The sequence below is a fragment of the Ahniella affigens genome (assembly GCF_003015185.1).
Taxonomy (GTDB): Bacteria; Pseudomonadota; Gammaproteobacteria; order Xanthomonadales; family Ahniellaceae; genus Ahniella; species Ahniella affigens.
Genome location: NZ_CP027860.1, coordinates 1970462 through 1986706, shown reverse-complemented (window position 1 = coordinate 1986706; position 16245 = coordinate 1970462). Strand labels below are relative to the sequence as shown.

3 protein-coding genes and 1 pseudogene are annotated in these 16245 nt (G+C 57.2%); 2 read left to right on the top strand and 2 right to left on the bottom strand.

What is annotated here, in order from left to right:
• Window positions 1-17: 17 nt before the first annotated feature.
• Together C7S18_RS07755 and C7S18_RS07750 are read right to left on the bottom strand one after the other, a co-directional pair.
• Window positions 18-536, bottom strand: coding sequence for a hypothetical protein (locus C7S18_RS07755; RefSeq protein ID WP_146151808.1), 519 nt, complete (start codon window positions 534-536; stop codon window positions 18-20).
• 29 nt (window positions 537-565) lie between these two features.
• Window positions 566-12091 carry an Ig-like domain-containing protein gene (locus tag C7S18_RS07750; RefSeq protein WP_170113165.1) on the bottom strand — a complete coding sequence of 3842 codons (11526 nt, stop codon included), beginning with the start codon at window positions 12089-12091 and terminating at the stop codon, window positions 566-568.
• Window positions 12092-13669: 1578 nt separating this feature from the next.
• Here C7S18_RS07750 and C7S18_RS24445 point away from each other — a divergent pair.
• Entirely contained in the window at window positions 13670-13849 is a 180-nt protein-coding gene (locus tag C7S18_RS24445) for a hypothetical protein (RefSeq protein ID WP_170113164.1), read from the top strand.
• A 648-nt stretch (window positions 13850-14497) separates the two neighbouring features.
• Window positions 14498-16071 (top strand): annotated as a pseudogene (locus tag C7S18_RS07745) (IS3 family transposase).
• Window positions 16072-16245 lie beyond the last annotated feature (174 nt).

Sequence of the window (16245 nt, the reverse complement as noted above, 5' to 3'; positions counted from 1 at the left end):
GGCGTTCGGGGGCAATATCACCTACCCAGCGAACCTACAGCTTCAGTTTTCAAGAAGACTACAACAAGTGCCCCCCCGTTCCCTTCACAGTAGATAGCGAGAGCCACCTGACTGGCATATACAACAAGTTTTGGAATCGCATGATCGAAGCTCGATCCAGTCGAAAGACCTCGAATTAATGACTCAGCACTATCCGGAACATCCGTCTGACAGTTTGCTGCCACCGTAGCACTACAGTGCTGAGCTAAAAACTCGGAAGGCCGTACCTCAAACTCTTCGAATATTTCTGCCAACGCATGCACAAGAAACTCAGTTTTCGACAGCGAAGCAGACTCAACCGCCGACGCAACAACAGCTCGATCAAATCCGAAAGTGCTGAGTGCACTATCAATTTCAAAGTGCTGAATGAACACAGGCGAATAATCGCTAACAATGTGCGATTTAAGCTTCTCACAAATGTCGCCTAAAACAACGTCTTTATGGTCTCGCCACATAAGCACTCGTCTCAATATCTGAAACCTCTGCAATTCTTTCAAAACGAATATCCTTCAGTAACACCTTCCAACTACCGACTGCTAGGAACATTGCTAATGTCCAACAGGTATGGAACTCGTGTAGTGCCTAACGGCCCTCCAGTTACCTTGTAGTAAGGAAACAAATGCATCCTGTTTCCTTCTGGGGACCACTGAACTGCAGTTCCCTTTAGTCGACGAAGTATGCTCGGCTTAGATGGCGGGTTCTTCCAGACCATCCTCCATGCACCGACGGTTTCACCAGTGTACTTCTCGGGACTGAAGCCCGCAATGAAAAGGACAAGTCTCACGTAGTTCTGGTCTTGATATCTCAACGTATTGGGTATGAGTACCCATTGCAGCGCCTGTGCCTGTGCCGCCCTCTGCCCCAACTTTACAAGTGGCACGCCATAGCGTGTTATAACGCCAGCGGTCGCCGCGCCTAGGACTCCGCCAGCACCCTGCCAGAAGAACACATCATTCATCTGCTTCTCAGAAATATCTCCGGAGAGATATTGATCGATCGCTCTCATTTGCTCACAGTCGAATGAGCTCTCGCATGGCATGTGAGACATCTCGTCATTGAAGGCCCGAGAGAACATCGCGGTTAGCGCTCCGCTTGCAAACTTCCCTCCGGTAACGACGGACATGGTGCCACCGATCAAGCCCGATACAATCACTCGCTGAGCTTTCCCGACGAAGTTGTCGCCACCGATCTTGTCAATGCCCGGAGCCAGCAGTTGCGTAATGCCGGCCGCCAAGAAACCTGCCCCGAACTTTCCACCTCCAAGCGTCTGAGTCACGCCACCAGCGATTCCGTGCGCAAGAACCTTTGCCGCCATCTGACCAGCCGTGAGCCCGCCTTCGAGAGTCTTCGCATAGTAGCCCGAGAAGTCGATGTAGTTGCCGAGACTCGATTCAACGAGCGAGTCAACCGCACCGTTCGATAACTGATTTCCGTTTGCGACCCCCTGAAAGTGTTGTCCTATTCCGAAGAATACCGCGGCACTGAAGGCACCAATCAGCGCCCCCTTCGTACTGGCAGAGCCAATTCCGCCGGACGCGGCACCTGCTGAGACCGCTACGGCGAACTTGACTGCCGCAGCCGCCTCTTTGGCAAGAATTGGGATTGCAATCGCCGCGACCACAATCACTGCTGCCGCAACCGATCGCCAATTGCTGTCCATCCAACTCAACCCGGTCGGATCCGTCAGGCTTAGCGGGTTGTTGAGAACATAGGTATAGCGATTCAGGTTCTGCAGGTTGTAGAGCTCTTGCACGATCGGATCCGGGCTTAGCATGCGGCCGAGGATCGGGTCGTAGAGGCGGCCGTTCATATGCACGATCTCGGCGTGATCGATGTGCTCGTGCCCGGTAAAGCCGTGCGTGGTGTTGGCAGCTTGGTAGTTGCTGACCGCGGTGATCCAGACGCCGGCACCTTCGGCCGCGCGGCGGTTGCCGTGTGGATCGAAGCTCAGGCGCTCCTTCACCACGCCCTGTTCGTCGACCAAGGTATCGGTGGAACCCAGGTGATCGCCAAGCAGGTAGCGGTAGTCCTCAGTGACGGTGCCGCCACTCTGGATTTTTTGCGTCAGGATCAAGAAGCCACCGATATAGCGCTTCCGCTCTCGACTAGTCTCTACCCCACCCTGCCGTTTCGTGATCAGTTCGATGCCGCTGACGTAGCGGGTAATCGTTGTGATCCCGTCTTTGACGTCCGTACGCAGGTAGCGTCCGCCTGGCCCATAACGGAAGTCCGAGCTGGAGTTGCCATTGCCGACCACGATTCGATCGGCCAGACCCTCTGCACCAAACCGAATGTCGCGATCCTTGGCGTTGTTGCTGTGATCGGCGCGCGTCTGGTTACCGGCTTCGTCATACTGATAGGTAAACGTGCCGGTTGGTCCCTGCATCTGCGTGACCGCATGCGGCCGTGGGTTGCTCGTGTCGGGGGTTCCACAGGCACTGCCATTGCCGTATTGATACGTCTGCGCGCCAGCCGGTGTGGCCTTGCTGCAAATGTTGCCGAGTGCGTCATAGCCGAGGCTGATCGAGTCCCCGCGCAAAGCGCCGTTCTGGTGCACGCGACCGAGTAGCAGACGATTCAGGTTGTCGTAGGTAAATGCCTCCACCAATCCTTGGCGCAGGTCCTGACGGTTGGTCAAATTGCCGAGCACATCCCAGCCCACGCTCAGGTCTTGCACCGGATTGTCGAGCAGCGCGTTGCCGTTATCGGTACCGGTTTGGATCCCTTCGATACGCCCAGTGTAGGGGTTGTAATCCCGCCTCGTGGTGATGGCCACGTTGCCATGCTTGCGCTCTTTGGTGACTTGTCCGCGCTCGTTGGCTGCCAGTGCTTCGAAGTAGACCAAGCTCGGCTGGGTGGCACTGCGCACGCGACGCAGGAACCCATGACTCGAGTACATGTTCTCGGTCACGCCCCCACTGGCATCGGTATTGGTCGCGGGGCGGCCAATACTGTCGTAGGTGATGGCATCTGTGTACGACTCGACGGTCGGGTCATTGTCGACCGCATAGGCGAAGCTGGTGGTCGAACCAGTCGGACGGCGCAGATGATCCCAGCTGACCGTTTTGGTCATCAGGTCCGTCTGCCCATAGTTCGCACCGATGGTCTGGTATCGCGCCGTCTTGAACGCCATACCGAGGCCGCTATGGCCGCCGCTGACGCCGTAGTCGAACCAGGTCATTTCGACGATCCGCGATTCGCCCGTAGTCGGGGCGGCGAGCGCCTCGCCGACCGGAATCGTCCTTCGATCGGTCGTCACCGCGCAAGTCCCGCGTTCGTTGCGCTCCCGCCACGCACGACCCAGGATGTCATAGTCGGTGACCGTGACAAATCCTCGCGCATCGCGACCACAGATCATCTCACCAGCCGCGTTGTACACGTAACTGGCAAGCCCGGCATCCGGATCCGACTGACCCGTCTTGCGACCGAGGTCGTCATAGGTGATCGACGACACGATCTCCGGCGTGTTCGAAGCGGCATTCCGGCGTACCTCGATCAAGTTACCGGTGTTGTCGTAACGATAACGTGCCTCTTTGCCGTCCTGATCAATCGATCGCGCAATCAAACCCGAAGCGTCCTTGATCTCGGTCTGAGACAGCGCCTTCAGAATACCATTTCGTTTGAAGTTGACGGTGGTGATGGTCGTCAGACCATTGTAGGTCTTGACCGTATTGGCCGGTCCCTGGTCGGTAAAGTCCTCCGACATGCGAATCGTCAGGATGCGATCCAGATAGTCGTAGGTCGTTCTGGAGCCAATTCGACTACTGCAGTCCGGAACCGACACCAACCGTGGCAGCAAGCCCGTGGTGGCGGTATCGACGAAGAACGGATCCGACACCGACTCGGCGCGACCGCGTGTGTCATAGCTATTGCAGACCGCCGTCCAGCGACTGTCACCAGACAGGTCGGCATTTGCACCTTCCGAAACGCTCAGGAACTTTCGACCGAGCTTGTCAAAGAAGGCCACGCTGCGCGCACCGCCGCGAACATAGCTAGTCTGCCGGAACACGGCATTGCTGGGGCAATCCGCTACTTGACCGGTGTTCGCCGGCGCTTTGCCGTTGCACCAATGGAACTCATTGGCGGACGCCGAGCCATCCGGCCCCTGCGTGGTCTGCGCGCGACCAAAGGGCCCAAACGTCGTTGTCGCCGTGATGCCATGGACGTCTCGGGCCTGAAGCACATTGCCCAATTCGTCGCGAACCAAGACCTCGCCGCTCAACCGACGGTCGACTTGGGTTGTGGAGCCTTCCGAGCCACTGAAGTACGGTACGTAACTGCCATCGGCAAACCGCCCGTCCGCGCTGAACTTGGCTTCAACGTAGCGATGCACATAGTCCAGCGGCGAATCACTGACGCCGACAGGACGCTGCAGGATCGCACTGATATCGGATTCCTCGTCGCAATCTGTTTCCACTGCAGCGACGTAGCTACATGTCATGGTCTTGGTGATGTTTCCGTACTGATCCCGGAAGTGGATCGTCTTCAGGAATTGACTGTCGGTCCGATCCGGCTGCAGCGTCTGCGTCACCAGCAGCCCAGTCTTCGCGGGACTGAGCAAGTCATAGGTGAATGCAGTTCTGCGAGTCGTCGGCTGAATCGGTGGATTGCCGTTCGCATCGTAACGATAGTGATCGACTTTCGTCGTCAACATCCGGCCTAAGCGCCAATCATCGACATTGTCGCCAAAGCTGGAATCGGTAAACACTCGCGTCACGCATTTGCCGGTACTGCACAGCCCGCTATCCGAGACCACCGCTGTTTGCGCCGCTGCACGCAGCGCGGTCAGCGAGGCGTAGTTCTGGCCCTTCAGCAAATACTGATCGGCAGTAATCTGGTTACTGCGGTAAGCAGGCTCGGGATTGCTCACATCAGGCCGCAAATACGTGACTGTCGTGCCGATCGTTTCGTGGCTGTTATTGCTGTCCGGGTTCCCGGTCGCCTCAAAGCTCGCCTTCACGAACGGATACACCGAACCTGGCGTCGTTGCCGTCAAATCGAACTCACTCCAGGCATAGCTGATCAGCTTGTCGAAACCCGTTTCGTTGAAGTGCAGGCCAGCAATCGGATCGCCAGGGCTAAAGCAATTGGTCGGTACGATTTCAGGCCCTTCGGCGCCCAAACACTGACTCTCAACGTACGCAGTCCCAACCAGGTACTTCCGCGTTTCGCGCGGCATCCCGACAAACGGGAATGTCTGGCTGTACTGCGTGATGGTCACCACATGCTGATCTGGGAAATTCGTATCAAAGGTGCGGATTTCGCCGAAACCCAGGTAGCCACGCCCACCACCCTGCATTCGAGCATTGCGGTATTGGTAGTAGACCTTCGCCTTGCCATTCGGGTCGGCATCGGTCGGGGCATCACTCTGAACCTTGGCCACCACATAGATCGAGGCCAACAGATCATGCATAGCGCTGCCGCGCCCAGCGTTGAAGCCACGCGCGTCTTTGCTACGCTGGTAGACCGCACCGTTCGTCAGCGGCTCGTAATTGATCTCGGTCTTCGCCCCTAACCCGTTGGTAAAGCTCAACAAGGCGTCACGGTTGCGATACCGCATTGGACTGGCCGATGAGCGCGCCGCCCCTCGGGAAGTCTTGAAATTGTTCTGCTGGGCACCAGGACCACCCGCCCCGCCACCGTTGCTATGTGCCATCTGGATACCGACGTAGTCCAACGCACCATCGCCATCGAAGTCGCCAAAGAACCGTGTCCAATTCTTCGGATCATTGCCATGGATCAGCGTGTCGTAATTGCCGGTGGTGTCGCAGAAATTGCCAAGCGCACAATCTGGCACACCCGGCCGACCATCATTACGCGTAATGCGATAGACAAAGCGATTGTTTTCCTCACCGCCACTCTGGTCCAGGGCACGCGGGAACAGAAAGTCCGGCAAGCCATCGCCGCTAATGTCGGCAAACTCAATGAACTTTTGGGTGCTGATGTCGTGCGACACCGTCCCTTCTGCCAAGGTCTGGAAACGGGTGCCCAGATTCAGCAAGGTCAACACCTTGCCAACCGGATCGCCACCAAAGGTCGGCCGATAGTCCAAGAACACCAAATCCTGTAAACCATCCGCGTTCATATCCACCATACGTGGCAGGCGGAGTTGTTCATAGGCCAAGTCAGAAGGCGTCTGCAGCCAACCTCGATTGGTGACTTTCTGGCTGCCAGGCACATAATCGTATTCCTTGAAGCGCGCCACCATGGCAAAGGCTGGATCGCTGCTCGCTTCAAAGCCAGCAAGCAAGAAGCCGGTATGGCGGTCTTCGATCAAGTCGCCACCCGCGCAATCCCACAGCTTCGTGTCTGGGTTCCCGGCATAGGCAATGGCCAAAGCTTCCAAATTGGCCGCCTCAACCTCCTCGTTGCTATTGTCCGAAGGTAGATCGTCGCGGTCACCCTGTGGCAGACTGCCATAGGAGACCAGTGAATTCGTATTCCAGCTGCCAGACGGCAGTCGGCTCACGGGACGCTGGGGATCAACGCACTCGGTGTTGCTGCTATCAACATCGAACCGTGTCCGGACGTGCTTGACCGTCGCGAATAGATCGGCGTGACCATCGCCATCCAAATCAATCACAGATGGCCCAGGGATTCGTTGATCCTCAGCAGCACGGAGGTTCAGCGTACAGGTGATGAATACGTCGCCAGATGGAACGCTTCCATCGATACCGTCAATCGGGATGTTGGCGCCGGGCTCGAAGCCGCAGTACTGCTCCGTTGCAACGTCACGCGACCAGTCAATTGCAACCTTGATTTCTCGACTGAATCGATACCTTCTTGGACTACTGCCCGGGACCGGCTCCTGCAGCCGAATGCGCAGCTGGTCAAAGCCGTATTCGTTATTGACGCCATACAGCACATCCTGCAAACCATCGCCGTTGAAATCCGACAACTGCACCAAAGCCCCGTTCTTCGAAATGGGCAAGCAGTGTTGCGCCTCGGTCGGGTCTGAGTCGTTACAAGCCGGCAGTAGATCGTTGGTCGATGGCGCGTACGGCTGCCGAACAAACGCCGTATCGTCCGTACTATCTTGATCAGGAGGATATTGGGTATCGTCTGGTCGCGCATAGAAAGCACGTCGACCAATTGATGGATAGATGTGCCAGCGCCCCGTCGTCTCGTTCGCGCCAACATCAATGTAATCGCCGAGCATCAAATCATCGGCACCATCGCCATTGAAATCGATGAGGTTCATCAACCCCTCGATCTTATCCCTTGGAATCTCATCGGCCACGCAGAACGGCTTTTGCGGCACATCTTTGAACTCGAAGCGCTTACTGCCGTCGCCATGGTCCACCACCGAGCCATAACGCACCCAGATCGCCGTGTGCTCAGCACTGCAAATCCCAGTGTCATACACCGTTCCACCGACCTGCGCCTTACCCAACCAGACGAGATCCATCAGACCATCGCCGTCCACGTCACCGATCCGATTGGTCCGGCTCTTGCCCGTGTTGATGACGCCATTCACTGACGACGCCCAGTCCAAGGTCTGCGTGGCTTGCATGACGTGCTTCTGCTCCGCCCACTCAAACGTCGTTGGGGCATAGCACACGCTGCCACGGCACTCGGTCAGCGACTTCAACAACATCGCATCCGAGCCGCTCGCCGACAGCTCTGAATTCAGAATGTACTCGCGCATCACCGTCGCACCGGTCACTGACTTGATGCGCTTCAGGTATTTTGTCTGGCTACTCAGCATGCCGATTTGGTAAGACACGCTCACTGCAGCCGCTGGCAACGGGTCATAGACAAACTGGATCGCCGCGAAGGTTCCCGAATAGGCCTCCTGGGGGAGCTGCCCCTGCAAGTACATCTTGCCGGTATAGCGTACTTCCGAAATCAGCAGCTCCGCACGCGCATCGTCCTTGGTATAGACATAGTCGATGTAATTACCCATCGAATCCATGGTCCGCGCGAGCGCCCAGGTCAAGGCCGGCTGGCTGAATGGGGCTGGCGCGATCGGGCTCTCAACGCCCGCGTTCTGATTGCGCTGCAGATAGGCATCAGGGCGCGCGATCGGGCCTGGGCTCAAAACCTGTGGCAGCGCTGAAGTGTCAATCGATCCGCCATACCACGCCACCGAGCCATCTTTGCGCTCCACCAGGAAATAGCGCGGACCCAAGGCGCCGCCGCCGAACGAGCGAATCCGGGCAAACTGGTCAATCTCGGTACGGTACTCCGTGCCATTATCGCCGTAGTTACCTGTTCCTGGTACCACCACGAGCTTCTGCCCATCCAGGCAGAACCGGTCTTGGTCGGTAAAGCTGATTCCAGGACTGCCCGCTGAAAGCTCTTGACCGTCCAACACCATCGACGCGGCGTCATCGCCATGCTCAAAGGCATTGCGGCAGCGGCTAATCGCCGAGGTGCCACCAATGGACCAGCCCTTGGCAACGCCGGCACCGCCACCTTGCGAGCTGTAATTCAGGCTCATCTGCGGACCAACACCCGCTCGACCTGGCAGCGTCAGCAGCGGAATGCTATAGGTCGCGCTGCCGCCCTCATCCACCCGGAACTGACCGGCTGTTGCGCCGACACCATCGGACTGCGGACTCACCGAGCCCGGAATCTCCGCAATCGCCTCATGCGGGATCACCACACCTGGGCTCACCACCAAGAATGACCGAATCGCCTCCCCGCTCGCCGCAAGGTTATCAAGCGCGCGCATCCGAACGCTGTAGCTCCCAGGTGCCACGTTGGCAGTCCAGTTCTTTTTGTACGCACCACTACCGCCAATCGGCGATGGCTCGGCCGCCAAGGACTCCAACACAGCGCCAGAACTGTTCCGAATATCAAAGTAAACGCTTGCAGGCGCCACCGTCCCATCCAAATCAACGGCCGTGCCTTCCAACTCCACCACGGCACCTACGGTAACATCCCCCGAAGGTTTCTGAATGGCGAGCATCGGCGGCGCGTTCGATGCGCCCGGCACCACCGTGACGGACACAGCAGGTGACACATCGGTAACCAAACCCACCGTGGCTTGCACCGTGAGATTGTAGGAACCCAGGGCCGGAGGCGTCCAAGTTAGGGTGTACGGCGCCAAACCGTCTTCGTCTGCACCTATTAACGTGCCGTTCTGATAGAAGTTCACGGCCGTGCTGCCAGCTTGCGCACCAATCACGTCCGCTTGGATCGTAATCGGCGTACCAAGCTGAAACTGCGATTGGTTCGCAGGCGACACGATGCTCGCGTCGACCGTGGTAGCGCCCCCATTCCCCGTATCAAACCGGAACCAGTCCAACTTCAAACCATCCGAAGGCGAGCTGTACGACATTACGTACTCACCTTGCGGCAAAGTGAACTGACAGCCGGACACCAAATACCAGCGATCCGTCGGCGAGTCCGACTCTTTGACCCGCGGAGCCGGGACACATCCCGACGTCACCGCGTCCGGCTGGCGAAGCAATCCACCCGAACCGTAGACTTCAAAGCCGGCTGAATAATCCACATCCTCCGGCAGCTGAACACCTAGCACCTCGGAAGGAGGCTGGGCTTCGTCCAATACCGACACCACCCGCACCGTGATCTTGCTCCGCGAAAGTGCAGCGCTGCTGCCTTCATGCAGATCAACATACAAGGTCGCATTGCCGGGCACGCTCGTCACCGATGGCGTCCAGTTCACCGAAATGTCGCTGCTCGCCGTTCCTGTCCACGTCCGTATCGGAGTCGTTGATGTCGCAGAGGTGTAGAACTTCAGAGTCCTTGACACCCCATTTGCCACACCATGAACATTCAGACTCGTACTGATCGATTGGTTGTTCAACACCTGTTGGTTCGCAATCGGATAATCAAACTCAGCAAATGCTGGAATCCACATCCGATATTTCGGCGTAAACGTCGTCCCACTCGCTCCTTGCGGCGGCACAGGCACCGTCACCGAGTAGCGTAGACGCTCGCCATTGTCCAAATTGCTAACCACGCAACCAGGCACCAAATCCACATAGGACTGCCCTGCCACCAACGGACAACTACTCGTCGGCAACACATCCACCGCATCACCACGCGCGCTCGTCAATCCGTCTACACCACCAACATAGTAGTCGCGCTCAAAATGACCAACACCATTGCCGCCTTGATCGTAGCGCTCGGCCTCGACCCGAGTCCCGTTAGCAACCTCATGACGCAAATTGGTGCAGGCTCCACTCAAACCACCGCAGGGCGCCTGTGCCCCAGCCGCACCAGTCGGCACGACCAGAATCGGCACACTCAAATTTTCGCACGGCCCAGCACTACCACCACACAAGTCGTAACCACTGGCATCAATACCTACCGGTGCATTTGTCACAATCCAACGGCCCTTCGTATCAAACGCCTTCGCACTAATCAAAGGCGCTCGATCATTCATCGTGCCCGAATACCAGTTGCTCGGCACGACAACCTCGGTCCCAAAAAGGTCCTGACCAGGCGAGGAACGATCAACCCGTGCGACCACCGAGTTCTCAAACAAGAACTGCACGTACTCAATGTTATTGTCCGGATCAGTCACCTTCGCTCGCAAATTTAGCGTCTGCCCAGGTGCCACCACCTGCATCGTCGGCGTCCCCAGACCATTGATACCACCCCCGGTCGGTGCCAGCGGCTGCTCTATAATCAACTGGCTCGGTGGGCGGTTCTTGTTTATCGTCAACGTCACCAACGAGCTGGTTGTCGACAACTGCGCATCTGCAGCATCGAACGCAACCGCATACAGCTGACGTTGCTCGCCACCTGCAGTCACTACCGGCGCCGTCCAAACGGCACTGTATGGCGCGGCTGCGTCCTCGCTCAGGAACGTGTCGTTACTGCCTTGGCGTACATAGAATCGAACCTTGGAAACACCTGTGTCGCTATCTTGAGCAAGCGCGGTGAGGTTGATCTGGTCGCCTTCCAGTAAAGCACCACTCGACGCAGATGTCGTCAGCGACACTGTCGGGGCCTGGTTCTGCACGACGCTGAAAGTAGCGGTTGCCGCTGCCGATGGCCCACCGCGCCGATCCCAAACCCTTGCCCACACCTGCTGGGTGCCATTGCCAAAGGGAACGTTCAGCCAAGTCGAGCGATACGGGAAGTAGTTCGATCGACCAATTTCACTCGCGGCATCCATGGCGGCATTACGGTAATACACCACCTCCATTTGATCGACAGCAGAAGGCTCGTCGGGATCGGTCACCGTCACACCAAGTGGGACATTGGTGCCTTCGAGAACGGTCTGGCCACTTGGCGAGGTGAAAGTAATCGTCGGTACCTGATTTGCATTGACCTGAACCTGCACAATGGCCGAGCTGGCCGAGTTCGCTGCAGCATCCCAAGCAACAGCGCGCAGATTGTGCGGTCCCGTTGCACTGACGCCATTCCACGCCATGCTGTACGGCGCACTCGTCACTTCGCCAATTTTGGTTGTGCCGTCAAAATACTCCACCTTGGTGATGCCAAAGTCGTCGTATGCGCTGACTGCAAGTTCGAAATTCTCAGGGGCAATATACGTGGCACTAGCAGTGGGCGAAATCAGACTGACCGTCGGCGCAAGACCCGGCGCAATCAGCACTGAGATCGGCGAAGACACAGTGACTGCGCCTTGGTTGTCGACGGCCCTTGCGGTGATTCGATGCGGGCCTTCGGACGGAAGCGCCCAATCCAGCTGGTAGCCCGAGTTGGCGGTCGTTGTGACCGTCCCGGGCAACTTGGTGGCACCGTCAAAGAACTCAACCTTGTTGATCGAACCCGGAGCAGTATCTGTGGCCACGGCGATGAGTCGGACCACCGTTGTGCCAGCTTCAAACGCACGGCCTGCGAGCGGCGTCTGGATACTCACTGTCGGTGCAACATTCCCCGAGACAGAACTGACGGATATCACCAATGGCGCCGACACAGTTTCCAGATTCGACGCGTCCTTGGCTTTTATCACCCAGGAGTAAGTGCCCGCTTCCGTTGGCGTCCAAGCCAATGTCGGCTGGTTTGCAGACGTTGTTTGTTTGACGCCATTCAACCAGTACTCAATACTCGCGATTGAGCCGTCCTGATCGGTAGCACCAGCCTGCACCGATATTCCGGAAACAGGCATTGTCAACGCTAGCTGCCCATTGCTCAACGCTGGTGAAACTTTGGGTGGAAGGTTGGACACCACGTTGACCGAAACCGACGGCGACATTCCAAGGCTTGTGGTCGAAGCGCTGGAAGGAAAAGCCTCGGCGCGAATATTGACAGATCCGAGTGCCGCAGTTGGAAACGGCTGCTGAGACGATATGGTGAAAAGTTTCCCAAACGGGCATTTCGGTGAGGTCACACCAGCACCAGTACCGACACTGTGAAGTTGCGTGGATCCCATGAAGAACTTCACTGCACCCACGCTCTGCGGCGTATCTGCAGCACAGGCCGCATAAGTCACACCATATCCGGACCTTACAGATGTACCGGCTGTGGGCTCAATTAGCTTCACAAATGCCGGAGGATCGTAAACACTCCCGTTGGTTACCACATACCTTCGAGCTTCGCTGATTGCGGACAAATTTTGCGCATCGACAACCGTCACCTGAACAGTAGAGTTGCCACCATAATTGAGTTGCGCACTAGTTGAAGTCGGCGGCACATATGAGACGGAACTCGTCCAAACCCCGGAACCGGGAGACGTCTCTACCGGCGTACTACCGGTCAGCACCGTTGCCGAATAATTTGGAACAGTGAAGAGAAACGACGGCAATGTCGTTGCCGAAAGTCGTTCATCCGTGATCGTGGCTGTCACCGTTGTCGGAACGCCTCCAGCGAGATATGCACCATCGGCCACAGGAACCGAAACCGAAACCTTTGGCGCAGCATTGCTGACGATGACTTGTACGGGCCCGACTCGACTGACTTTGTTGCGGGCGTCGCGTGCCTCAAAAAACAACTGCCGAGTGCCCAATGGCGGCGCCGACCAGTTGAATTCAAATGGCAGCGAAGATGCACTAGTTCTGGTGAAAGAAGCGATCGGCGTTGTCGAATTGGGTCCGTCGAAAATCTTGAAGCTCGCGACGTAGCTCAAACTCGAATACGCATAAGCTACGATCGGAATAGTAGAATTTGACTGGTATGTGCTTCCTGTAACAGGAGAGGACACACTGATCTCGGCCGCAATATCTGGGACGACCATGAAGCCGCGATAACGGTTTGGAATCCACTTGACGCCCGCCGAATCCGTAATGACCGCTTTGAGAACATACGTCCCGGGCAATAGGCCACCGACAGGCACAGAGAACGGCGGTGTAGTCGATTCACCGATCTTCCGAAACTCACGATTGCTGCTTTGATAGGGGTATAGGTCGTGAAACTCGAAGTACTCGACCTTCGTGGCCGTAAAAGGAGCGAGTCCGGCCGTGTCGGTTGTCATCGTTCTCGGAGCCATCGGCCAATAGCTGTCTGACTCATCAACATTAAAGACGACCGAATCTGGCGTATAGTGAGGTCGACCCGGGTGCAACCAGACCACCGTAACGCTTTGCGACGATGTTTTGACTCTCGAACCGTTCGTCAACGTGCCATTCACCGTAAGGTTACAGACCGATGGCGTCGCCTTTGACAATTCCGTCAAGAAAGTGGACCCAGATACATTCGACACCAAAGCCTTCTGGACCTCGCCGTCGTCGCACGCCATTTGGAGCTCAACTTGGCTAAACGAATAACCAGCGAGCTTCGCGGTACCCGCCACTTCCTGGCTTGTTCCGGCATGGACGCGCCGATAGACGAAATTGTCATCGAGCTCAATCTCCGGCATGCTGAAATAGGGTTCGAAAGCGGCACCAGCGAACCGAAACTCCGCTATTGCGAAGTCATCGTCCGAATTTAATTTAGGTGTTGCACCCTCAATGGCGGCCAATGCCGTACCTGCGAACAAGAGCGTAAAGAGCAACATTGCTCGGGAGAGTACGCCATTCGAAAAACCTATCTGCATGTCGCTCACCAATATAAGCTAGATCGACGGTTATTGCCGTCGAACGTCGCCCCAACAGGGGCATCTTTGTGGACTTTAATGGACCGCAATCTTGGCGTCCGGGTATATCAAGTACTGAGACAACGTCTCTTCTTTCCGTAATCCACTCGCTTCTCTAATCGATTCTGCGAGACGAAATCCGGCGACTTAGTCGGGGCGATAATGGATTGGTGTGCAGGTAGGTTCAACAACCATAGTGCGCGGATTTCTAGTCACCCTCAGCACCCTCTCATCGAAAAGTGAGATTCACTGATTACTTGAAGTGATGGCTAATCGGCGCTATCTGATGACTCAGACAGAGACCATCGCTTCGACTCTGGTGCCAGCGCAGGTCGCAGTTGTTGTCTTGAGCGTGGTCTCAGCGCCGAACGACTACTGCGGTTTCACGCAAATTGATAGCACCAATCGATCGGTCATTTGCTAGAGTGGCAACGTTCCCCCTACGTCAGACTAGTTGTCGCCTCGATAGAATTCCCAACCCCTGGGGCGATAGGAAGATGAGCAGTGGCCAGATACGGACAAGGATTCAAAGACAGAGCAGTGGCCAGATTGTTGCCGCCGGAGAGCAGTTCGATTGAGGTGGTTTCGGAGGCGGTCGGCGTGTCGGTTTCGACACTTGAGCGGTGGTTGAAGGACGCGCAAGCGAAACCGGCGATGGTGCGCTCGTGGACGGCTGCAGCGAGGTTGGAAGCCGTGATCGTGACGGCAGCGATGAATGAAGCCGACAAGGCGGCTTGGTGCCGGTCTCAGGGCGTGTATGTGACGGATCTGGAGCAGTGGCGCAGCAATGCGATGACGGCGTTGGCATCGCCTGATGAAGCGCGAGCGAGCCCACAAGCGACGCGCGCGGACCGGAAGCGGATCAAGGAGCTTGAGCGAGATCTGGCGCGGAAGGAACGCGCACTGGCGGAGACAGCGGCGTTACTGGTGCTATCAAAAAAAGTGGCGGCGATCTTCAACAAGGGCGAGGTCGAATGATCGACTTCGAGGATCGCCAAGCCCTGGTCCAGGACATTCAGGCAGCGCACACGAAAGGCGCTCGTTTGCATGCTGTCTGCGAGATCGTTGGAATCGACATCCGAACGCTGCAGCGTTGGAAGAAGATGCGGCCAAACAGCGATGTGCCGATCCCCGCGGATGGCCGCATCAACGCAGAACGGCCGACGCTGCCTCAGGCATTGACGGCTGATCAGCGCGAGTTGGTGCTGCGCGTCGCCAATGAGCCGCGGTTCGCTGATCTACCACCCGCGCGCATCGTGCCTCAGTTGGCGGACGAAGGCGTGTACGTGGCCAGCGAGTCGACGTTCTACCGCGTCTTGCATGCGCATCAGCAAATGGCACATCGGGGCCGAGCCAAGGCGTCGTCGCCACGTCGCCCACCAACCACGCACATCGCCACGGCACCAGGCCAAGTTTGGTGCTGGGACATGACCTATTTGCCGGCCGATGTCCAAGGCCAGTGGTTCTACCTGTATCTGATCCTGGATCTTTACAGCCGCAAAATTGTAGGCTGGGAAGTGCATGCCAACGATGACGCCGACTACGCCGCACATCTGGTTCGACGGACTGCCTTGGCTGAAGGCATCGCAACACACACCACCAAGCCGGTCTTGCATGGCGATAATGGTTCGACGCTAAAAGCGACCACGGTCTTGGCCATGCTGCAATGGCTTGGCGTGAAACCCTCGTACTCGCGCCCGCGCGTGAGCGACGACAACGCCTTTGTCGAGTCACTGTTCCGCACCGCCAAGTACCGTCCAGAGTTCCCAAGCAAGGGCGTCGCAAACCTTGAGGAAGCGCGCGCCTGGGCAAGTCAGTTCGTGCGCTGGTACAACCACGATCACCGCCACAGCGGCATCCGCTATGTCACCCCGGCACAGCGCCACGCTGGCGAAGATGTAACCATTCTTGCGGCACGCAAAGAGGTCTACGAACAGGCCAAACGCTCGAATCCGGCGCGCTGGTCCGGCAATACACGGGACTGGTCGCACATCAGCAAAGTCGCGCTGAATCCCGAACGCGATGCGAAGGTGCCGGCGCTATCGCAAAGCCAAGCAGCACAGCGGGCAGCAGCATGAAGACGGCATCAATGCGTCTCGCCGCGAACAATGACGCCGTGCTCACCAGTCAGCGCGAGCGCCAGAGGCGACTAAAAGGGCGCCTTCTAGCGCCCGTCGACTCTGGTGCCCAGTTCGAACGCGGCTCGGAGGTGCGGCCGGCTACAAGAGCCTAAACACGAAGTGCCGAAGTAA

What these genes read in the sequence shown, in the direction of transcription:
- C7S18_RS07750 (WP_170113165.1), bottom strand. Translation starts at nt 12,091, where the DNA reads ATGCCTGTTTCCGGAATATCGGTGCAGGCTGGTGCTACCGATCAGGAC.